Consider the following 20,214-nt stretch of genomic DNA (forward strand, 5'->3'; position numbering starts at 1 on the left):
CGGCGGCTTCGGCGGCGGGATCGGCGACGTGTTCGGCGGCCTGTTCAACCGGGGCGGCGCGGGCACGACCCGTACCCAGCCGAGGCGCGGCCAGGACATCGAGTCCGAGGTCACGCTCAGCTTCACGGAGGCCATCGAAGGGGCCACGGTTCCGCTGCGGATGTCCTCGCAGCAGCCCTGCAAGGCCTGTTCGGGCACCGGCGACAAGAACGGCACACCGCGCGTGTGCCCGACCTGCGTCGGTACCGGACAGGTGGCGCGCGGCTCCGGCGGCGGCTTCTCGCTCACGGACCCGTGCCCGGACTGCAAGGGCCGGGGCCTGATCGCCGAGCACCCGTGCGGCGAGTGCAAGGGCAGCGGGCGTGCCAAGTCGTCGCGGACCATGCAGGTCCGGATCCCCGCGGGGGTCACGGACGGCCAGCGCATCCGGCTGCGCGGCAAGGGCGCACCGGGTGAACGGGGCGGTCCCGCGGGCGACTTGTACGTCATGGTGCACGTCGACACGCACCCCGTGTTCGGCCGCAAGGACGACAACCTGACGGTGACGGTCCCGGTGACGTTCGCCGAGGCGGCGCTGGGCGGCGAGGTCAGGGTGCCCACCCTGGGCGGACCCCCGGTGACGCTGAAGCTGCCGCCGGGCACGCCGAACGGCCGGACGATGCGGGCCCGCGGCAAGGGCGCCTTCCGCAAGGACGGCACCCGGGGCGATCTCCTCGTGACTGTCGAGGTGAGTGTCCCCAAGGACGTCACGGGGAATGCTCGTGACGCACTTGAGGCGTATCGAGAGGCGACCGCGGGCGAGGACCCGCGGGCGGAGCTGTTCCAGGCCGCGAAGGGAGCATGAGAGTGATGGACGGCCGTCGACGCAACCCGTACGAGCTGACCGAGGAGACCCCGGTCTACGTCATCTCGGTGGCGGCCCAGCTCTCCGGCCTGCACCCGCAGACGCTGCGCCAGTACGACCGCCTCGGCCTGGTCTCCCCGGACCGCACGGCCGGGCGCGGCCGGCGCTACTCGGCCCGCGACATCGAACTGCTGCGCACCGTCCAGCAGTTGTCGCAGACCGAGGGCATCAACCTGGCCGGCATCAAGCGCATCATCGAGCTGGAGAACCAGGTCGTGGCGCTCCAGCAGCGCGTCGCCGAACTCCAGGCGGCGGTCGAGGGCGCGGCGGCGACGATGCAGCAGCGCGAGGCCGCGGTGCACGCCTCCTACCGGCGCGACCTGGTCCCGTACCAGGAGGTCCAGCAGACCAGCGCGCTGGTGGTGTGGCGGCCGAAGCGGCAGTCCTCGGACTGACGCACGCGCACACAACCGTGCAGGGGCCCGGAGGCTCACCCGCCTCCGGGCCCCTGCACGGTTGTGTGATCTTTGCCCACTCATGAACTCCCGTTGAGTGGAGGGTCGGTAAAGAGCGTTTGGATGGGATTCCGCAAGGTCTCCACATACAAACGGAACGTGATGTTGCCATCTCGTTAAGTAGTTCCGCTTGACGCCGATGGTCGCAGCCGCGTTGGCTTTTCAGTCACCTGGGTTGCAATGCTGCGCCCACGTCCGGACGGCACCAGAAGTGAGCAACCCAATGCGTCGTATCGCCATATCCGTGGCCGCGTCCTCGCTGGCCCTGCCCCTGGCCGCCTGTGGCGTGCTCAACTCGTCGGGGAGCAGCTCGGACGCCACCCCGGCCAAGGGCAACGACATCACGGTGGGCGTCCTGATGCCGGAGAAGACGAACACGCGGTACGCGGAGTTCGACTTCCCGATCATCAAGTCGACGGTCAGTGAACTCACCGACAAGAAGGGCAAGTCCGAGTACCAGAACGCCGGCGGCGTCGCGAGCGTCCAGGACAAGCAGATGCAGAAGATGATCGACCAGAAGGTCGACATCATCGTGCTCGACGCCGTCGACTCGCACCTCATCCTGCCCATGGTGAAGAAGGCCAAGGCCGCGGGCATCCCGGTCATCGCCTACGACCGCCTGGCCGAGGGGCCGATCGACGCGTACGTCTCCTTCGACGGCGAACTGGTCGGCGAGGTGCAGGGCCGCTCCCTGGTCGAGGCGCTGGGCAGCAACGTGGACACCTCCGACAAGGTCGTCATGATCAACGGCTCGCCGACCGACCCCAACGCCGGGGTGTTCAAGCAGGGGGCGCTGTCCGAGCTGCAGGGCAAGGTGACGGTCGCCGCGAGCTACGACACCAAGGCCTGGGACCCGGTCGTGGCCCAGCAGGAGATGACCAAGGCGATCGACAAGCTCGGCAAGGACAACATCGCCGCGGTGTACTCCGCCAACGACGCCATGGCCGGCGGCATCATCAAGGCCCTGCAGAACGCGGGCGTGACGAAGATGCCGCCCATCACCGGCCAGGACGCCGAACTCCCCGCCGTGCAGCGGATCGTGACCGGCGAGCAGTACATGAGCGTCTACAAGCCGTACCCCGACCTGGCGGAGGCCGCCGCGAAGATCGCGGTCGCCAAGGTCCAGGGCAGGGACATCGAGTTCGACGCCCTCACCCGGGACTCGGTGGACAGCCCCACCAACAAGAAGATCCCCTCGCAGCTGGTGTCCGTGGTCGCGCTGACGAAGGACAACATCGCGTCGACGGTGGTCGCGGACGGGATCTACAAGATCTCCGACATCTGCACCAGCAAGTACAAGTCGGCGTGCGCGGCGGCCGACCTGAAGTAGGCCGGGGTCAGTCGGCGGCCACGATGGCGTGCAGCCGGGTGTCGTCGCTGCCCACGTACAGGACTCCGTCCACCACGGCGGGCGAGGACACGACGGGCCCGCCGGTCGGAAAGCGCCAGCGCTCCCGGCCGGAGACGGTGTCCACGGCGTAGACGCTGCCGTCGTCGCTGCCGAAGTGGACGGTGGTGCCGGTGACGGCCGGGGTGGTGCGGACCGGGCCCATGGCAGTGAAGCGCCACTTGACCTTGCCGGTGGCCGCGTCGAGGGCGTACAGGCGCTCGTCGTCGTTTCCCACGTAGACCGTGCCGTCGGCGACCGTGGGGGCGGAGCGGATGGCGCTGCCGGTGTCGTGGCGCCACTTCCGCTGCCCGTTCGAGGTGTCGAGGGCGTGCAGCTCGCCGCGCTGGTTGCCGACGTAGAGGGTCCCGTCGGAGAGGGCGGAGGGGCCGGAGACGGGGCTGTTGACGACGCGGGTGCCCCACTTCTTGCGCCGGGCGTGGGCGTCCAGGGCGTACACGTGGTTGCCCTTGTTGCCGAGGATCGCCGACGGACCGTCCAGCGCGACCCACTGGAGCGTCGTCATGCCGACGGAGAAGTGCCAGTGCTCCGTGCCGTGTTCGGCGTTCAGCATGTACAGCGTGCCGCTGTTGCCGACGCACAACCGGTCGGCGACGACTCCCACCGTCGTGGACACGCCGACCCTCCCCTCGGCGAAGTCCCAGCGCCCCTGTCCGGTGCCCTTGTCGGTCGCGTACAGGGTCCGGCCCGCGGTGGCGTACACGAGATCGCCGTGGACCGCCGGGGTCGACCGCACGGGCCCGGCGTCGAGCGCGCGGCTCCACCTCCGCTCCCCGGTGGCCGCGTCCACGGCGTGCAGGGAACCGCCGTCGTCGCCCACGTACACCACCCCGTCCACCACGGTCGGGGTGGACCGCACGCAGTGGTCGGTCTGGAAGCTCCACAACCGGGTGCCGGGCGCGGGGGGCGGAGGAACTGCCTTGGCGGAGGAGGGTGTTGGTGTGAGTGGGGGAACTGCCGTGGCGGGGGCCGGAGTTGGCGCGGGCGCGGGAACTGCCTTGACCGGAGCGGGTGTTGGGGCGGGAACCGGTGGGGCCGGGGCCTCGACGGCGGGCCGGTCCCCGAGTTGCGTGGTCGCCGCCCTCGACACACTGCGGCTGTCGTCCTCGGTCAGGCGTCGGAGTTCCTCCTCCGCGCGGTGGCGCACCGTCGCGTTGCCGTAGCGGCGCAGGTGGGCGAGTGGCTCCACGGCGCCGAGCCGTGCCATGGCGATCGGGCTGCTCAGCGCGAGCTGGATCTGTGTGGGCAGGGCCCAGTTGACGTTCCGGGCGATGACGATACGGCCCTCGACGTTCTCCTGTTTCTTGGGCCGTTGCTGCGGCAGTTCGGCCACGACCCGGTCGTGGACGTAGGAGTACAGCTCGTCGAGGGTGATGTCCCCGTCGCCGTCGAGGTCGGCGCCGCCGTCGCGCAGGCCCTGTACGAGATGGCGGGTGAAGACGGACTGCGGGGCGCTGCCGTTGACCCGGTCGCCCTCGAAGGAGTACTGGGTGGCGTCGGAGGCGGTGAGCACCGTACGGCCGCGGCCGTGGAACTTGTCCAGGGCCCGCACGTCGCTGTCGCCCTTGCTGGCCAGCCGGGCGGCCGGGAAGGCGCCGCTGTAGCAGCAGTCGAGGATCAGTACCTGCCGGCGTGACATGCAGGCCGTCATCACCCGGTCGATCAGGCCGGCGTGCAGCGAGGTGACCAGCAGGTTGTCGCGGCGGGTGTCGGCCGTGGCGAGGTGGAGCTCGCCCTCGTCGTCCTTGAGGCCGTGGCCGGTGAAGTACAGCAGGATGAGGTCGTCGTGGTGGCGGTCCTTGCAGAACTCGCCGAGGACCTGGCTGATGCGGTAGTGCGGTTCGTCGACCAGGACGGTGACGTCGTCGAACCCGGCGATGTCCGGGTCGCGCAGCACCTCGGCGAGCGCCTGCGCGTCGTGCGCGGGCGCGGTCAGCCGGCGCAACCCCTCGTCCTCGTAGGTGTAGTTGGCGATCAGGAGGGCCAGTTTCCGTCCCACGGCTACTCGGCGTCCGATCCGTGGCGGCGGACGAACGCGTCGACCAGTTCCCGGCGTTCGTCGGCGGACGCCCGCTCCAGTTCGATGGTGTCGCCGTCGATCGTGACCGAGACGCGGTGCCGGGCGGACTGCCGGCCGAGCCAGTCCCGCAGGGTCTCGACGAGCGTGGGCAGGACCCCGCCGGAGGCGCTCAGGGCCAGCACCACGGCCCCGACGGTCACCGGGTCGACGGCCTTCGCCCCCGCGGGCGGCACGGCGTCGGACATCGACGCGTGCACGCGCATCGCGTCGATGTCGAGCCCGCGGAGCTCGGCCCGCAGTCGGCCCACGAACCGCTCCGCCTCCTCCTGGTCCGCGGCGCCGTCCGGAGCCAGTCCCAGCAGTACGTCCATGGCACACCTCCCCCGTGTACCCAAGTGTGGTGACTCGGGGCGCCGGCCGGGGGAATTTCCACGAAGTCGGAACAAGCACCGCACACTTGGCGCGCGTCACGCCACCCGCGTGAACTCCACCGTCACCTCCGGCGGCCCGCCGGCCACACCCCGGTAGATCCCCTTGTGCGGGGTCACGTCGTCGTAGTCGCGCCCGCGTCCGACGACCACATGGGACTCGTCGGGGCGGGTCCGGTTGGTGGGGTCGTAGCCGCACCAGTCGCCCGCCCAGTACTCGACCCAGGCGTGGCTCTGCCCGGCCACCGGGCGGTGCAGCTCCGCCTCCCGCTCGGGGTGGAGATAGCCGGAGACGTAGCGCGTGGGCAGGCCCAGGCCCCGCAGCAGGGCGATGGTGACGTGCGCGATGTCCTGGCAGACACCGGCGCCCTGCTCCCAGGCCTCGGCGGCGGAGGTGTTCACGCCGGTGACGCCGGGGAGGTACGCCACCCGGTCGGCGACCAGCGCGGAGACCGCCACCGCCGTCTCGTGCGGATCGAGTCCTACGGCCGCCTTGCGCGCCTTCTTCAGGAGCTTGGGCGGGACCGTCGTACGGACCGTGGGGCCGGTGAACTCCAACAGGCGGGAGTTTGTGGTCCGTTCGGTCACCTCCTGCCAGGCGGGGGAGGGGCCGAGCAGCTCCGGCGGGGACGTCTCGACGAGGCTCGACGCGGTGATCGTGAGGTCCGCGTGCGGGTCCATCAGGTCGAAGCCGGTGACCTGGGTGCCCCAGTAGTCCCAGTACGACCAGGTCGGCGTCGTCGGGTTGACGGTCACGCGCGCGTCCAGCGTGGTCTGGCCGGGCAGCGTGAGCGGTGTCATCCGGACCTCGTTGTGGGAGGACACGGCCGCCTGGGCGTACGACACGCGGGTGGTGTGGCGGATGCGAAGCCTACGGGTCATCTCAGGCTCCTTCCTGGGCCCACTCGACGGGCCCCTGGTACGGGAAGAACAGTTCCGCGACGGCCTCCGCCGAGTCCATGCAGGCGTGCTGCAAGTCCTTGAGGAGGGCGGGCAGTTGTTCTTCCAGGGCGTGCGAGTCCAGGTATTCGAGACGGGTGCGCAGCCGGCCGATGGGGCGGCGCGCGGGGTCCTGGCGCTGGCGGCCGAGCGCGGTGAGGCACTCCTCGGCGGTGGTCAGCGCGTGCAGCGCCGAACGCGGGAAGTCCCGGTCCAGGAGCAGGAATTCGGCCACTCTCGGAGTGTCCCCGAAACCGCCGTACACGCGCGCGTACGCCTCGTCGGCGCCGCTCGCGCTGAGCAGCGTCGTCCAGTCGGGTGCGTGCGCGGCGTCCAACACCCGTACCGACAGCAGCCGTACGGTCATGTCCACCCGTTCAAGGCTCCGGCCCAGGACGACGAAACGCCAGCTGTCGTCGCGACTCATCGTGGAGTCGGCGAGGCCGAAGAACAACGCGGCGCGTCTGCGCACGAGTTCGAGATAGGCGTAGGGGCCCGTGCGGCGGGCCGCGAGGCGTTGGTCGGCCAGCGCGTGCCAGGTGGAGTTGAGGCACTCCCACATCTCCGAGGAGACGGCCTCCCGGGCGCTGCGGGCGTTGAGGCGGGCGGCACCGAGGGCGCCCTCGATGGAACAGGTCGAGCGGGCGTCGAAGGCGAGCTGGTCCAACACCTGCTGCATGTCGACGCGTTCGCCGCCCGCGTCGACCCCAAGGATCGCGTACAGCGACCGGCAGGCGACGTCCTCGTCGCGCCAGGGGTCCTCCAGCATGCGGTGGAGGTAGGCGTCGAGGATGCGCCCGGTGGTGTCGGCGCGCTCGACGTAACGGCCCGTCCACGTCAGGGCCTCGGCTATCCGGGAGAGGATCACGTCGTTCACTGCTGCTGCGCCCCTTCCTGTACGACCATGGGGTTGCCGTCGGGGCCGAGCTGGCGGGGTGCCACCTCGGGCAGTCCGCCGTCCGGGGTCAGCGGCTCGGGCTGTTCGGCGGGGCCCTCGGCGAGCACCCAGGTGTCCTTGGAGCCGCCGCCCTGGCTGGAGTTGACGATCAGGTTGCCCTCCTGGAGGGCGACGCGGGTGAGGCCGCCGGGGAGTACCCAGACGTCGGTGCCGTCGTTCACGGCGAACGGGCGCAGGTCGATGTGGCGGGGTGCCATGCGTTCACCCGCGAGGGTGGGGGAGGTGGACAGGGCGACGGGGCGCTGGGCGATCCAGCCGCGCGGGTCGGCGGCGACGGCTTTGCGAGTGCGTTCGAGGGTCTTCGCGTCTGCCTTGGGGCCGATGACGATGCCCATGCCGCCGGCGCCGTCGACGGGCTTCACGACCAGCTGGTCGATCTGGTCGAGGACCGCCTCCAACTGGCCCGGCTCGTCGGGGCGGTACGACTCCACGTTGGGGAGAATCGGTTCCTCGGAGAGGTAGTAGCGGATGAGGTCGGGGACGTAGGTGTAGAGGAGTTTGTCGTCCGCGATGCCGTTGCCGACCGCGTTCGCGAGTGTGACGTTCCCGGCCTGGGCGGCGTTCATGATGCCCGGGCAGCCGATCACCGAGTCGGGGCGGAAGTGCAGCGGGTCGAGGAAGTCGTCGTCGAGGCGCCGGTATACGACATGCACGGGCACCTCGCCGCGCGTGGTCCGCATCCACACCCGGTTGTTGCGGCACGTCAGGTCGTGCCCCACCACCAACTGCACGCCCATCAGCCGGGCGAGCAGGGCGTGTTCGAAGTAGGCGGCGTTCCCCGGCCCCGGGGTGAGGACCACGACGCGCGGATCCTGGGTGCCCGCGGGCGCGGCGGCCCGCAGCGCGGCGAGCAGCTTCTGCGCGTACCCGTCGACGGGGACCACGTGCTGCTCGGCGAAGAGGGAGGGGAAGATCCGCGTCATGGCTCTGCGGTTCTCGATGACGTACGACACCCCGCTGGGGACCCGCACGTTGTCCTCCAGCACCCGCAGGTCCCCGGCCTCGTCCCGGACGAGGTCGATGCCGGCGACATGGATGCGGACCCCGCCCGGTGGCTCGACGCCCTGCGCGGCCCGATGGAAATGAGCCGAGTTGAGGAGCAGCCGCCAGGGCACCACCCCGTCCTCGAAGGCGCGGCAGTGCGAGTAGGCGTCGGAGAGATAGGCCTCCAGGGCCCGCACTCTCTGCGCCACCCCGCGCTGGATGAGATCCCACTCCAGCGCGTCGATGATCCTCGGCACCAGGTCCAGTGGCCAGGGCCGTTCCTCGCCCGCGAAGGCGTAGGTGACCCCTCGGTCGGTGAACGCGCGGGCCATCTGGTCCGCGCGGAAGCGCAGTTCACTCGGCTCGATCGGTTGGAGTGCCGCCAGTACCGGCTCGTAGGCGGTTCTGACCTCACCCGGCCGCACAAACATCTCGTCCCACGCATCGGCCAATGCGTATGCGTCAAATATGTCCGCCATGAGGGGACGTTAGAGGCGGTACGTAACGCGACGATCTCTGAGTGATTTCCGGCAGCTCACGCGGAAAGTGATACGGCGAAGCGGCCGGCGGCCGTGGCCCGGTACCCCCCAGCTTGTTGCAAGGTAACGCGCGGAGGTGGGGAGATAGTGAGAGAAATAGGTTGTTTTCGGGGCCTGTTCGAGCGGGAGCCGTGTTGCGGAGCAGGTCGGGTCCGCGCATAGTTGCGCTGCAAAGAGCCGGGAACCGGGGGTGGGATGGGCGATGGCCGGGCACGGGACGGACGAGCATCCACACGGTGCTGACCGGCTCTGCGACGCCGGGGACCTCGTGTACTCCCGGGCCGTACGGCGGGGCCGGGTGCCGCGCACGGACGCCGAGCCGGTGCCGTGTCTGCTGGAGCTCGCCCTCCTCCACCCCGACCCCGACGACATGGACTGGCTGGTGCCGACCTCCCCGCAGGAGGTCATGACCCGGCTGCTGCGCGGGGTCTACGACGAGGTCAGCGAGAGCCACCGGCGGGTGGGCTCGGCCGTCGAGGCCTTCGAGCGGTACGCCGGTCTCGGCCGCCGTATCCAGACCTCCGCGCCGGCCTCCGGGGCCCTGGAGGGCGCCGCGATCCGCGTCCTGGACGGCCTCGCCCGTATCCAGGCGGCGATGGACGACGCGACCGAGGCCTGCACCGGTGAGGTCCTCACCGTCCAGCCCGGCGGCATCCGCCGCGAACCGGAACTCACCGAGGGCCTGCACCGCGCCCTGGCCCTGCGCTCGCGCGGGGTACGGATGCGCGACCTGTACACCCATGTCGCCCGGCACGGCCAAGGCCTGCTGAACTACCTGGAGTTGATGGGCGACGCGGTCGAGGCACGCACCCTCGACGAGGTCGTCGACCGCCTCATCCTCTTCGACCGCACGGTCGCCTTCATCCCCGCGAACGCCGACCACACCATGGCGCTGGAACTGCGCCACCCGGCGCTGATCGACTACTTCGTCACGGTCTTCGACCGCCTGTGGCGCCTCGCGATCCCCGTCGCCGCCCCCCTGCCCGACACCGGCATCGAGGGCATCTCCCACCGCGAACAGTCCATCGCGGCCCTGCTCGCGGAGGGCCACCAGGACGCGGTGATCGCGGAACGGCTCGGCATAAGCGTCCGCACCTGCCGCGCCCACATCGCCCGGCTGTCGGAGACGCTCGGCGCGGCCAGCCGTACCCAGCTCGGCGTCCGTATCGCCCAGGTGGGCCTGGACGGTGCCGCGTCACGGATGCCGGACGTGCCGCCCGCCCGGCTCAGCCCGGCGGATCAAGAATCCCCGACCGCGCTATGAGGTAGCCGAGTTGGGCCCGGCTCTCGCTGCCGAGGGTGGCGGCGAGCTTGGCGATGTGGACCCGGACGGTACGGATGTTCATGCCGAGGCGGTCGGCCAGCACGGCGTCGGTGTGCCCCTCCACGAGCAGGCTCGCGATGGCGCGCTGGCGCGGGCTGACGCCGTTCAGCGAGGGGCGTTGGACCGTCTCCGGGTACATCGGGGTGGCCAGGTGCCACAGCCGGTCGAAGACCGTGGCGCAGAAGGCGACCAGGGAGGGGTGGCGGACCTCCAGCGCGAGGGTGCGGTCCTCGTTGGCGGGCAGGAAGGCCACGGTGCGGTCGACGACGATGAGGCGGTCCGGGATCTCGTCCAGGGTGCGGGCCGCGACGTCGCCGTGCAGCCGCTCGTAGCGCGCGAGGACGGACGGGGCGTGGCGCAGGGTGTGCTGGTAGAGCGTGCGGAGCCGGCCGCCGCGGTCCAGCAGGGCCTGGTCGCGCTCCAGTGCCTCGGCGTGGAAGGAGAGGGCCGTATAGGTGGTGTGCGTGATGTGCGGCTGGATGGTGAGGACTTCGCCTGAGGTGGCGGCCATGGCGTGGGTGATGGCGGAGCCGATCCGGTCGAGCCCGCTCAGCACCTCGACGGTGGGGACGCGTTCCGTTCCGGGGCCGTGGCCGGCGATCCGCATCAGCGGTTCGAAGACGGTCTCCAGGCGGTCCTCCCGGCGCCGCTCGTCCGCGATGCGCTCCGCCGACCTCCGCAGCAGCCGGTGCAGCACCGAACCGGGCGCGACCGGGCGCAGCCAGCGGGGATCCTCCACGTCGGGGTGCACAAGACCGAGATCGAGCAGGCAGCGCGCGCTCTCGGCGTCCCCGGCCGGGACGCGCTCCTCGCGCAGCGCGCGGGCGTACAGGCTCAGCCCCTCCGCGCACAGCTCCTCCACTCCGTGCGTGTGCGCCTCGGTCACGGCCCGCTGTCTCCCTCCTGCGTCGGCTCGTCCTGCTGCAGGATCCCCGACTGAGCTATGAGGAAGCCGAGCTGGGCGCGGCTGCCGCTGCCCAGTGCCGTGGCGAGCTTGGCGATGTGGGCCCGGCAGGTCCGTACGTTCATGCCCAGCCGGCGGGCGATCGCCTCGTCGACATGGCCCTCGACGAGGAGCTTGGCGATGGAGTGCTGGATGTCGGTGATGCCGTCGGGGGCGGTCTCGTAGGGGCTGCCTGCGCTCAGCGGGACCGCGCGGCTCCACATGAACTCGAAGACCTTGATCAGGTAGCTCACGAGGCCGGGGTGGCGCAGCTCCAGGGCGACCTGCCGGTCGTCGCGGATGGGGATGAAGGCGACTGTCTCGTCACAGATGACGAGGCGCTCGACCAGCTCGTCGATGGTGCGGTACTCCACCTTGCCGTTGGCGAACTGGTCCACGTAGGCCAGCCGCTCCGGGATGTACCGGGCGGTGTGCTGGTACAGGGTCCGGATCCGCACGCCGCGGTCGGTGAGGGTCTTGTCGCGTTCCAGGCCTTCCATGATCCGGCGTTCGGGGTGGCGGACGCTCGGCTGGACCGTCAGTACTTCGTTGCGGCACTGGTCGGTGGCCAGGTCGAGGGCGCCGTTGATGCGGTCGAGGCCCTCCAGCACGGTGATCGAGTGCTCGGGCGAGGAGCCCTGGGCGGTGAGCATCATGAACGGCTCGAAGATCTCGGCCAGCTCCATGGAGGTGCGTCTGCGCTCGGAGATCTCGCGTTCGAGCGGGTTGAGCCGCAGGGACAGTGCCACCGAGGGGGGCACCGGCCGGAGCCAGTTCTCGTCGTCGGGATCGGCGTGCAGGAGGGCGAACTCCATCAGACAGGGAGCTGCCTCCACGTCCGCGCGGGCGACGCGTCCTGTGCGCAAGGCGTTGGCATATACCCGCCTTCCCTCCTCACACAGTTCAGCGATCGTGTGGGGATGTGTCGCTTCTGTCGGATTTGTCGTCAAATCTCCACCCCCCAGGGTCCTGAACATGCAGGAACATGATGCACTCATTGTGTGGTCATGACGTGCCTGAATGAGCCATCGTCTTATCAGACGGGGGAAGAGGGGACCTTCAAGTGAGGACGAAGCCAACTATGCGTAAGAGAATGCTTCGCTCGGTGCTTGTCGCCGCCTTCTCCGCCGTTGTGGCCTTCGGAACGCTGAGTGGCCTCTCTGGTGCGAAGAGCGACACGCGAGCCGGAGACACCCAGTGGTCGTCGGTGCGGGCCGACGGAGCCGTCAGTGATGACGTCCTCGTCGTGGCCCTGCCTGGCGACACCCAATGGTCTTGACATGACGACACCTCCTGACGACCGGTCCTTCCGACGCGAAATGGCCACGGCCTACCGCTCCGGCTGGCACTTCATCGATCTGGCCACCGCCATCCCCCACAGCGGTGACTCGCTCATGGTGACGGTGTTCGGCGAGCCGGTGGTAGTGACGCGCGACGAGGACGAGGACGTACGGGCGTACCGGTGTCTGCGACGGCCCCGGGGGGCGCCGCAGCCCGTGCGATGTGCCATCCGGTACGGAATGATCTTTGTGAATCTTGACCAGCGAGACCACCGGCTGATGGAAACGGATGCCCCCGACGTCCAGACCATCTCAGCCACCCCCCGCAGTGCCTGACGCGATTCCCCCGTCGTAACAAGATCGCTCAGGTGCTTCCCCCCGCAGCGGCGTCACCGTGACCTGAACACGGTGACGCCGCTGCAGTTTGGGCGAAATATCAGGGTATGGACCCGGCCGCAGTGGCCTGAAGTGATCGCTTCAGCCCTTCCCCAGTGCCCGCGTCAGCTCGATCTCGATCACCACCCGGGACGGGTTCGGCGACGGCGTCCGCCCGTAGCGCCCGGCGTACCGGCGCTCCGCCTCCGCGACCCGGTCGGGCTCGGTGCGTACGAAGGCCCGGCCCTCCAGCGTCGCCCAGCGCCGCCCGTCCACCTGGCACACGGCGACCCGAGCCCCGGGCGGGCCGGCGGCCAGCACGTTCGCCACCTTCCTGCTCGACTTGTTCGCGATGACCCGAGCCAGCCGCGCCCCGGGGTCGTATGTCACTCCGACAGGAACCACATGCGGGCCGCCGTCGGGGCGCGGGGTCGTGAGGGTGCACAGGTGTCGTTCCTGCCAGAAGGTGAGGTACGACGGGTCGGGATCGCCCGGGTCGACCGGATGTGAGGCCATGGTCCCGGAACTTAGTCCCCCGATCCTCCCCGCCACTGCCTTGAGTGGAATAGACTCAACTTTGTGCACGTTGGCCGAGTCAGTCCGTGCACGAAGGCCGTAGGAGGAGGAGTACCGGAACGTGGACGCCGAGCTGACCAACAGGAGCCGGGAAGCGATCAACGCGGCCAGCAGCCGCGCCGTCACCGGGGGGCACGCCGATCTGACCCCGGCGCACCTGCTTCTCTCGCTGCTCGCGGGGGAGGACAACGAGAACATCACCGACCTGCTGGCCGCCGTCGAAGCCGACCAGGCCGCCGTACGGTCCGGGGCCGAGCGGGTGCTCGGTTCGCTGCCCAGCGTGACCGGGTCGACCGTCGCGCCCCCGCAGCCCAGCCGTGAGCTGCTCGCGGTGCTCGCGGACGCCGACGAGCGCGCGAAGGAGCTCGGCGACGAGTACCTCTCGACCGAGCACCTGCTGATCGGGATCGCCGCGAAGGGCGGTGCGGCCGGGGACGTACTCTCCCAGCAGGGGGCCAGTGCGAAGAAGCTGCTGGACGCGTTCCAGAAGAGCAGGGGAGGGCGCCGGGTGACCACACCCGACCCCGAGGGGCAGTACAAGGCGCTGGAGAAGTTCGGTACGGACTTCACGGCCGCCGCGCGCGAGGGCAAGCTCGACCCCGTCATCGGGCGGGACCAGGAGATCCGGCGGGTCGTCCAGGTGCTGTCCCGCCGCACCAAGAACAACCCCGTCCTCATCGGCGAGCCCGGCGTCGGCAAGACCGCCGTCGTCGAGGGGCTGGCACAGCGGATCGTCAAGGGGGACGTGCCGGAGTCCCTCAAGAACAAGCGGCTGGTCTCCCTCGACCTCGGCGCGATGGTCGCGGGCGCGAAGTACCGGGGCGAGTTCGAGGAGCGGCTCAAGACCGTCCTCGCCGAGATCAAGGACTCCGACGGCCAGGTCATCACCTTCATCGACGAGCTGCACACCGTCGTGGGCGCGGGCGCCGGCGGCGACTCCTCGATGGACGCAGGCAACATGCTGAAGCCGATGCTCGCCCGCGGCGAACTCCGCATGGTCGGCGCGACGACCCTGGACGAGTACCGCGAGCGCATCGAGAAGGACCCGGCGCTGGAGCGCCGCTTCCAGCAGGTGCTGGTCGCGGAGCCGAGCGTCGAGGACACGATCGCGATCCTGCGCGGCCTGAAGGGCCGCTACGAGGCACACCACAAGGTCGTCATCGCGGACAGCGCACTGGTCGCCGCCGCCACCCTCTCCGACCGCTACATCACCTCCCGCTTCCTCCCCGACAAGGCGATCGACCTCGTCGACGAGGCGGCCTCCCGCCTCCGCATGGAGATCGACTCGTCCCCCGTCGAGATCGACGAACTCCAGCGCTCCGTCGACCGGTTGAAGATGGAGGAGCTGGCACTCGACAAGGAGACGGACGCGGCTTCCATCGAACGCCTGGAGAAGCTGCGCCGCGACCTCGCCGACCGCGAGGAGGAACTGCGCGGCCTCAACGCCCGCTGGGAGAAGGAGAAACAGTCCCTGAACATGGTCGGCGAGCTGAAGGAGAAGCTCGACGAACTCCGCGGCCAGGCCGAACGCGCCCAGCGCGACGGCGACTTCGACACCGCGTCCAAGCTGCTCTACGGCGAGATCCCCTCCCTGGAACGGGACTTGGAGGAAGCCTCGGAGGCCGAGGAAGAAGCCTCCAAGGACACGATGGTGAAGGAGGAGGTCGGCCCCGACGACATCGCGGACGTGGTGGGTTCCTGGACCGGCATCCCCGCAGGCCGCCTCCTGGAGGGCGAGACCCAGAAACTCCTGCGCATGGAGGAGGAGTTGGGCCGCCGGCTCATCGGCCAGCAGGAGGCCGTACAGGCGGTCTCCGACGCGGTACGGCGCACCCGCGCCGGCATCGCGGACCCGGACCGCCCCACCGGCTCCTTCCTCTTCCTCGGCCCGACGGGCGTGGGCAAGACGGAGCTGGCGAAGGCCCTCGCCGACTTCCTCTTCGACGACGAACGGGCCATGGTCCGCATCGACATGTCGGAGTACGGCGAGAAGCACAGCGTGGCCCGGCTGCTCGGTGCGCCTCCCGGCTACGTCGGCTACGAGGAGGGCGGCCAGCTCACGGAGGCGGTGCGCAGGCGCCCGTACTCGGTGATCCTGCTGGACGAGGTCGAGAAGGCGCACCCGGAGGTGTTCGACGTCCTGCTCCAGGTGCTGGACGACGGCCGCCTCACCGACGGCCAGGGCCGCACGGTCGACTTCCGCAACACGATCCTGATCCTCACGTCCAACCTCGGCAGCAACTTCCTGATCGACCCGGTCACGGGTGAGGACGAGAAGAAGGCACAGGTCCTGCAGGTGGTCCGGTCCTCCTTCAAGCCGGAGTTCCTGAACCGGCTGGACGACCTGGTGGTCTTCTCCGCCCTGAACAGGGAGGAACTGGGCCGTATCGCGGCGCTTCAGATCGGCCGCCTGGCCAAGCGCCTCGCGGAACGCCGCCTGACCCTGGAGATCACCGACGAGGCCCTGACCTGGCTCGCGGACAACGGCAACGACCCGGCGTACGGCGCGCGACCCCTGCGACGGCTCGTCCAGACCGCGATCGGCGACCGCCTCGCCAAGGAGATCCTGGCGGGCGAGGTCAAGGACGGCGACACGGTACGGGTGGACGCGTTCGGGGACGGGCTGATCGTGGGGCCGGCGACGGGGAAGACGCTGTAGGTGGCACCGTAGGACCGTGGGCCGACCGGATCAGGTCGGCCCACGGTCGACAGTCCCGGCAGGGGTTGCCACGCCCCTCCCCGGATGGGGGAGGATGGCGGAATCCGTACGAAGGGAAATACACGGTGAGCATCGACCCGTCCTCGATTCCGAACTTCGGGGGCCAGCCCGAGCCGCAGCAAGGACCGGCGGGCCCCGTCGTCCCGGATCAGGACCTCGTGAAGCAGCTCCTCGACCAGATGGAGCTGAAGTATGTCGTCGACGACGAGGGTGACCTCGCGGCGCCGTGGGAGCAGTTCCGTACGTACTTCATGTTCCGCGGCGAGGACGACCAGCTCGTCTTCTCGGTGCGGACGTTCTACGACCGTCCCCACGAGATCGACTCCAAGCCGCAGCTGCTGGAGTCCATCGACGACTGGAACCGCCGCACCCTGTGGCCCAAGGTCTACAGCCACACGCACGACGACGGCACCGTCCGTCTGATCGGCGAGGCGCAGATGCTGATCGGCACCGGCGTCGACCTGAACCACTTCGTCTCCTCGACGGTCAGCTGGGTACGCGCCGCCATCGAGTTCGACCGCTGGCTCGTCGAGCAGCTCGGCCTCACCGAGGAAGTCGACGAGGCCACGGAGAAGCCGGAGGACGACGAGGAGTAGTCCTCGGTCCCGTATTGCCTGGATTGCCTGTATTACCCGTATTGCCTGTGTGAGCGAGAGCCCGGCCCGGTACGCGAACAACACCGTCGCGTGCGGGGACCGGGCTCTCGCCGTCGCGGATGGAGATGCGGGTGATCAACTGAGTTGACGTCCATGAGGTCTTCGGGTTCGCTGCCGGGATGCCTGGCCTTCGCTTTCAGCAGCCGGACGACGACGCCACGTTGAAAGACTGGCAGCACGTCCACAACGTGATCATCGCTACCCACACCCTCTCTCTGGACGACGTACGGGAACGCGCCCAGCGCCACCACCTGGAGATCGCCTACCTCAACGATGGAGACGGCGAACTCGTGGGCTGCAGCACGGTCCGCCCGCCGACGGACGAAACGCTGACGGCCACCGTCATCGCCCGCGTGCTCGCGCCTCACCGCGGGCGGGGGTTCGGCCAGGAGCTCTACGCCCGCGGGCTCGACCGTGCCCGTGAGCTGGGCGCCGAAGTGATCGAGACCGTCGTCCTGTCCTCCAACGAGGACGGGCTCAGGTTCGCGCTGAGGCACGGCTTCGTCGAGACCGAGCGGTATCTACTGCCCGGGGAGAACATCCCCTGGATAGACCTCCGGCTCTCCTGAGCCGGATGACGGGCTGCCGGAGGCGAAGGCGAGGATGTCGCGGACCGCCGCGCGCAGGCTGCCGAAGTGGCGGTGCACGCCGTCCACCGCCACGGGGCTGTTCACGCCCCACACCGTCATTCCGGCGCGCAGCCCGGACCGCACTCCGGACGGGGCGTCCTCGACGACGAGACAGTCCTCCGGCGCGGCGCCGAGCCGCGCCGCGGCCCGCAGATACGGCACCGGCGACGGCTTGCCCTCCTCGACGGCGGCAGCGTCCACCAGTACCTCCGGCACCGGCAGCCCGGTCCGCGCGAAGCGCCCGCGCACCCGGTGCTCGTAGTTGGAGGTCACCAGGGCCCAGGCCCCGGGGTGCAGGGCGCTCAGCAGTTCCGAGGCGCCGTCGTAGGCCGAATAGACGCCGGAGCGGACGTCGTCGTCCTCCAGCTCGTGCAGAGCGGCCAGGCACTCCTGGGGATCCCGGTCCGGAGCGACCCGCGCGAAGGTCTCCATCGGCCTTGTCCGCAGGGCCACTTGGTGGACCTCGTCGGGGTCCAGCCCGTACCGCTCCGCCCAAGTCCGCCACACCAGGCGCTGGTTGGCCACGGCGTCGATCAACGTGCCGTCGACGTCGAACAGGACGTACTTCACCACGCCGGACCGCCCGAGTTCACTGATCACCCCTCGATCATGCCCTCCCGGCCGGAGCGGGGGCTCAGCGCGTCGCCCCTTCCGCAGCTCAGCCCGCCAGCGACTTCAGCCGGCCCACCGCTTCCTCCAGCACACCCACCCTCTTGCAGAACGCGAACCGCACGAACGGCGCCCCGGCCTCCCAGTGGTCGTAGAAGACGGCGTTCGGAATGGCGACGACCCCGGCGCGCTCGGGCAGCGCGCGGCAGAAGGCGAAGCCTTCGCCACTGCGGGACAACACGTACGTCGGGAACTGCTTGACCGACCGCACTACCGCGATCAGCCCGGGAGCGCCTGTCAGCCAGCCGACGTCTCCTTCGCACACCACGTGGCCTTGAGACAAACCGATGCAATGTCGCGGTGCGCGGCGGCTACGCCACCAACCACCGGATCCCAGTTGGGACGACGGCCGGTGGAGTGGAGGAGATACCGACGACCTCGACCTGAACACCCCACGCTTCGAGCGTTCTTGCCGTCTGCACCAAGGTGACCTGAGAGAACGGGAACAGTGTATCGGCGGTGAGATCGGCCCCGTCCTTCAGCAGGATCGCGAAGACGACCTTCGAAGGCCGGAAGCCTTCCGGCAGGCCGCGCCCCTTCCGGGCCGCGAGCACCTTCTCGGCGAACCGTTCCCTCCCCTCGGGGGAGTTCCGCAGAGTCTGTACGGCGACGAGCGCCTGGCTGAAGAGATGGCTCAGCGCGTCGGATCCCTTAGCCCGCTTCACCATGATCAAGGCGTTGTCCGGGCTCAGCAGATCGCAGATCTCCACGCCGTTCCCGCGGTGCAGCGCGGTCTGGACGTTGTCGCGGTCGAAGCAGGCGTACCCGGGCCGCTGGTCCGGGACGGACGCGTTGTAGGTGCGTTCCATCTCGCCGAGGACCCACGGGGGCAGGTCGACGGACGGGGAGTCGGTGATCAGCCGCTCGGCGTGCGAGCGGATCGTCTTCAGGTACTGCTGGTCGATCTCGTACCAGTCCTCGTCCATCAGGAAGAACCGGTGGGAGTCGAGGGAAACCTCCGCCTCGATCCACCGGAGTGCGCTGGACGTCCAGATTTCGTCGGCCCGGTCGGTGCGACTATGCCGATAAAGGGTGACAGTTCCCTCCCGGAGTGCGGTCACACGGCTGCCGGCCTGCTGGACGCGGGCCCGGCAGAGGACGTATTCGAGGTCGAAGTCGTCGGTCGCGCGGCCCACCTCGTCGCTCTTGATCCTGGCCCTGAACGCCCGTGTGGCCGTGTAGTCGTCCCAGTGATCGGCGGGAACGGCGGCACTGATGCTTCCACCGGGCTCATTGCCCAGGAGATCGTCGAGGACGGCTTCCAGGCGGGTGAGGAGGCCGGGATCGTCTACGGGTACGACGTGCTCGACGAACTCCAGCTCCGGGCTCGCCTTCTCCTCGCGGAGCACGCGCGCGATCGCGCGGATGTCGGCGATGAGGTCCGCGCCTTCCACGCCGAGCCGCAAGCGCAGGCCAGCACCTCCCTCGGCGCTGGAGATCCTGGCCGGGTTGTCACGGGAGATGGTGAGCAGCATGTCGTCGAGATGGCCGCCGAGGCGGCGCACGATCTGGGCGTGCTCGACGATGCCCAGGCTCCACACCGAGGCGCCGCCCGGGATCAGGGTGATGTCGGTGCGCCCTCCGCCCGGGGTGTGCGACACCAGGTCTCGGATCTTCGCGGGGTCCACCCGGCGGGACGCGAAGCTCAGCCCGAAACGGTGGTCCTTGAGCCGGTCAGGGACCAGACGGAAGCCTTGGTCATAGCCGATGGCGTACACCTCGCCGTCGACGGCGAGCATCAGCAGCCCGGCCGAGCGGTTGACCGGCCGCGACACCTCGATGCCCGTCGTACGGAAGATCTCGTCGCACCAGCTCGCGACGGGCTGCTCGAAGCTGCCGGTGACCAGGACCGCCGGTGCACCGAGGTTCTCGGGGAAGTCGAAATCTGCCTGGACCCGCTCCAGTTGGTTCGGGTCCAGGGCGTCGAACATCGCGTCGACGGTGGGCGTGACGCCCCTGAGCCGGTAAAGGGTGCGCTTGGACGTACGGGTTGCCATGGTGCCGCTCCTTGTGCGCGGTGGCGATAACCGCCCTCGTGGTGTCGTTCTCATGTGCTTGTTCTCCTGGCGGCGGCCTCGCGCCGCAGCGGATCGGGGCCCGCCTCCCTTGTTGCCCGGCCAACGGTGGCGTCGGCCGCGTCGTGATCAGCGGGCCAACAGCGCGACGATCGCGGCGACTTCGGTGCGCCACACGCGTACCTGGTCCTCCGTGGGGCCGATCTCGTACTGGTGGTAGTGGCAGCCGAGGCAGAGCTGGCTCCACGCGGCCTTCGCCCGGCGGGCGGTCCCCGGTTCGGCGCAGCCGCGAAGCCACAGGAGTGCGGCCCGCATGGAGCCCTCACGGATCGTGCGGGGCGCGCCATGAGCGGTGAGGCGTGCGACGACCGCGCCCTCCAGCGTGGCGCGCAG

At 69.8% G+C, this 20,214-nt stretch carries 19 protein-coding genes and 1 pseudogene; 8 read left to right on the forward strand and 12 right to left on the reverse strand.

Annotated features, from left to right (window positions below):
* From R6V09_RS20355 to R6V09_RS20365, 3 genes are all read left to right on the forward strand, one after another.
* A partial coding sequence (locus tag R6V09_RS20355) for a DnaJ C-terminal domain-containing protein (RefSeq protein WP_317882839.1) occupies positions 1-844 on the forward strand: 844 nt, incomplete at its 5' end.
* Positions 845-849: 5 nt separating this feature from the next.
* Entirely contained in the window at positions 850-1,299 is a 450-nt protein-coding gene (locus tag R6V09_RS20360; protein WP_317882840.1) for a heat shock protein transcriptional repressor HspR, read from the forward strand.
* A gap of 283 nt (positions 1,300-1,582) precedes the next feature.
* A complete protein-coding gene (locus R6V09_RS20365; RefSeq protein WP_317882841.1) occupies positions 1,583-2,689 on the forward strand; it encodes a sugar ABC transporter substrate-binding protein in 1,107 nt (368 codons plus the stop codon).
* A 7-nt stretch (positions 2,690-2,696) separates the two neighbouring features.
* Here R6V09_RS20365 and R6V09_RS20370 read toward each other — a convergent pair whose 3' ends face one another.
* From R6V09_RS20370 to R6V09_RS20390, 5 genes are all read right to left on the reverse strand, one after another.
* Positions 2,697-4,766 (reverse strand): caspase, EACC1-associated type, encoded by a 2,070-nt coding sequence (locus tag R6V09_RS20370; protein ID WP_317882842.1) that lies wholly within the window; start codon positions 4,764-4,766, stop codon positions 2,697-2,699.
* 2 nt (positions 4,767-4,768) lie between these two features.
* Positions 4,769-5,158: an effector-associated constant component EACC1 gene (locus R6V09_RS20375; protein WP_317882843.1), complete on the reverse strand. Its 390-nt coding sequence runs from the start codon at positions 5,156-5,158 to the stop codon at positions 4,769-4,771.
* A 96-nt stretch (positions 5,159-5,254) separates the two neighbouring features.
* The gene (locus R6V09_RS20380) at positions 5,255-6,097 is read right to left on the reverse strand and encodes a transglutaminase family protein (RefSeq protein ID WP_317882844.1); all 843 of its coding nucleotides are present in this window, start codon (positions 6,095-6,097) and stop codon (positions 5,255-5,257) included.
* Between the two features lies 1 nt (position 6,098).
* The gene (locus tag R6V09_RS20385) at positions 6,099-7,031 is read right to left on the reverse strand and encodes an alpha-E domain-containing protein (RefSeq protein WP_317882845.1); all 933 of its coding nucleotides are present in this window, start codon (positions 7,029-7,031) and stop codon (positions 6,099-6,101) included.
* The gene (locus R6V09_RS20390; RefSeq protein ID WP_317882846.1) at positions 7,028-8,575 is read right to left on the reverse strand and encodes a circularly permuted type 2 ATP-grasp protein; all 1,548 of its coding nucleotides are present in this window, start codon (positions 8,573-8,575) and stop codon (positions 7,028-7,030) included. Before R6V09_RS20390 ends, R6V09_RS20385 begins: the two co-directional genes overlap by 4 nt.
* A 262-nt stretch (positions 8,576-8,837) precedes the next feature.
* On the opposite strand from R6V09_RS20390, the gene R6V09_RS20395 reads away from it, so the two are divergent.
* Positions 8,838-9,899, forward strand: a complete 1,062-nt coding sequence (locus R6V09_RS20395; RefSeq protein WP_317882847.1) for a helix-turn-helix transcriptional regulator — start codon at positions 8,838-8,840, stop codon at positions 9,897-9,899.
* On the opposite strand, the gene R6V09_RS20400 is transcribed toward R6V09_RS20395, so the two are convergent.
* Both R6V09_RS20400 and R6V09_RS20405 read right to left on the reverse strand, forming a co-directional pair.
* Positions 9,862-10,845 carry a helix-turn-helix transcriptional regulator gene (locus R6V09_RS20400; RefSeq protein ID WP_317882848.1) on the reverse strand — a complete coding sequence of 328 codons (984 nt, stop codon included), beginning with the start codon at positions 10,843-10,845 and terminating at the stop codon, positions 9,862-9,864. The two genes, R6V09_RS20395 and R6V09_RS20400, sit on opposite strands and share 38 nt — an antisense overlap.
* A complete protein-coding gene (locus R6V09_RS20405; protein WP_442810093.1) occupies positions 10,842-11,879 on the reverse strand; it encodes a helix-turn-helix transcriptional regulator in 1,038 nt (345 codons plus the stop codon). The genes R6V09_RS20400 and R6V09_RS20405 overlap by 4 nt, the downstream gene beginning before the upstream one ends.
* Positions 11,880-12,182: 303 nt before the next feature.
* On the opposite strand from R6V09_RS20405, the gene R6V09_RS20415 reads away from it, so the two are divergent.
* Positions 12,183-12,518 carry a hypothetical protein gene (locus R6V09_RS20415; protein ID WP_317882850.1) on the forward strand — a complete coding sequence of 112 codons (336 nt, stop codon included), beginning with the start codon at positions 12,183-12,185 and terminating at the stop codon, positions 12,516-12,518.
* Positions 12,519-12,659: 141 nt separating this feature from the next.
* On the opposite strand, the gene R6V09_RS20420 is transcribed toward R6V09_RS20415, so the two are convergent.
* Positions 12,660-13,073, reverse strand: a complete 414-nt coding sequence (locus tag R6V09_RS20420) for a pyridoxamine 5'-phosphate oxidase family protein (protein ID WP_317882851.1) — start codon at positions 13,071-13,073, stop codon at positions 12,660-12,662.
* A 121-nt stretch (positions 13,074-13,194) separates the two neighbouring features.
* On the opposite strand from R6V09_RS20420, the gene clpB reads away from it, so the two are divergent.
* From clpB to R6V09_RS20435, 3 genes are all read left to right on the forward strand, one after another.
* A complete protein-coding gene (gene clpB / locus R6V09_RS20425; RefSeq protein WP_317882852.1) occupies positions 13,195-15,792 on the forward strand; it encodes an ATP-dependent chaperone ClpB in 2,598 nt (865 codons plus the stop codon).
* 125 nt (positions 15,793-15,917) lie between these two features.
* On the forward strand, positions 15,918-16,448 hold the full coding sequence (locus R6V09_RS20430) for a YbjN domain-containing protein (RefSeq protein ID WP_019070391.1): 531 nt from the start codon (positions 15,918-15,920) through the stop codon (positions 16,446-16,448).
* Positions 16,449-16,627: 179 nt separating this feature from the next.
* A complete protein-coding gene (locus R6V09_RS20435) occupies positions 16,628-17,077 on the forward strand; it encodes a GNAT family N-acetyltransferase (protein WP_317882853.1) in 450 nt (149 codons plus the stop codon).
* Here the strand turns inward: R6V09_RS20435 and R6V09_RS20440 are convergent.
* From R6V09_RS20440 to R6V09_RS20455, 4 genes and pseudogenes are all read right to left on the reverse strand, one after another.
* On the reverse strand, positions 17,030-17,737 hold the full coding sequence (locus tag R6V09_RS20440; protein ID WP_317882854.1) for an HAD-IA family hydrolase: 708 nt from the start codon (positions 17,735-17,737) through the stop codon (positions 17,030-17,032). The two genes, R6V09_RS20435 and R6V09_RS20440, sit on opposite strands and share 48 nt — an antisense overlap.
* Positions 17,738-17,795: 58 nt before the next feature.
* Positions 17,796-18,056 (reverse strand): annotated as a pseudogene (locus R6V09_RS20445) (hypothetical protein); the annotation flags it as partial.
* Positions 18,057-18,117: 61 nt separating this feature from the next.
* Positions 18,118-19,803, reverse strand: coding sequence for a TIGR04141 family sporadically distributed protein (locus R6V09_RS20450; RefSeq protein WP_317882855.1), 1,686 nt, complete (start codon positions 19,801-19,803; stop codon positions 18,118-18,120).
* Positions 19,804-19,950: 147 nt separating this feature from the next.
* The coding region (locus R6V09_RS20455) for a hypothetical protein (RefSeq protein ID WP_317882856.1) at positions 19,951-20,214 on the reverse strand (264 nt) is incomplete at its 5' end.

This window comes from Streptomyces sp. W16, assembly GCF_033194735.1.
In the GTDB taxonomy this organism is placed as follows: domain Bacteria; phylum Actinomycetota; class Actinomycetes; order Streptomycetales; family Streptomycetaceae; genus Streptomyces.

Excerpts from the sequence above, each read along its gene's own strand:
- R6V09_RS20375 (WP_317882843.1), bottom strand. The coding sequence starts at position 5,158 with ATGGACGTACTGCTGGGACTGGCTCCGGACGGCGCCGCGGACCAGGAG.
- R6V09_RS20380 (WP_317882844.1), bottom strand. The coding sequence starts at position 6,097 with ATGACCCGTAGGCTTCGCATCCGCCACACCACCCGCGTGTCGTACGCC.
- R6V09_RS20395 (WP_317882847.1), top strand. The coding sequence starts at position 8,838 with ATGGCCGGGCACGGGACGGACGAGCATCCACACGGTGCTGACCGGCTC.
- R6V09_RS20415 (WP_317882850.1), top strand. The coding sequence starts at position 12,183 with ATGACGACACCTCCTGACGACCGGTCCTTCCGACGCGAAATGGCCACG.
- R6V09_RS20435 (WP_317882853.1), top strand. The coding sequence starts at position 16,628 with ATGCCTGGCCTTCGCTTTCAGCAGCCGGACGACGACGCCACGTTGAAA.
- R6V09_RS20420 (WP_317882851.1), bottom strand. The coding sequence starts at position 13,073 with ATGGCCTCACATCCGGTCGACCCGGGCGATCCCGACCCGTCGTACCTC.
- R6V09_RS20360 (WP_317882840.1), top strand. The coding sequence starts at position 850 with ATGGACGGCCGTCGACGCAACCCGTACGAGCTGACCGAGGAGACCCCG.
- R6V09_RS20405 (WP_442810093.1), bottom strand. The coding sequence starts at position 11,879 with ATGTTCAGGACCCTGGGGGGTGGAGATTTGACGACAAATCCGACAGAA.
- R6V09_RS20365 (WP_317882841.1), top strand. The coding sequence starts at position 1,583 with ATGCGTCGTATCGCCATATCCGTGGCCGCGTCCTCGCTGGCCCTGCCC.
- R6V09_RS20390 (WP_317882846.1), bottom strand. The coding sequence starts at position 8,575 with ATGGCGGACATATTTGACGCATACGCATTGGCCGATGCGTGGGACGAG.
- R6V09_RS20450 (WP_317882855.1), bottom strand. The coding sequence starts at position 19,803 with ATGGCAACCCGTACGTCCAAGCGCACCCTTTACCGGCTCAGGGGCGTC.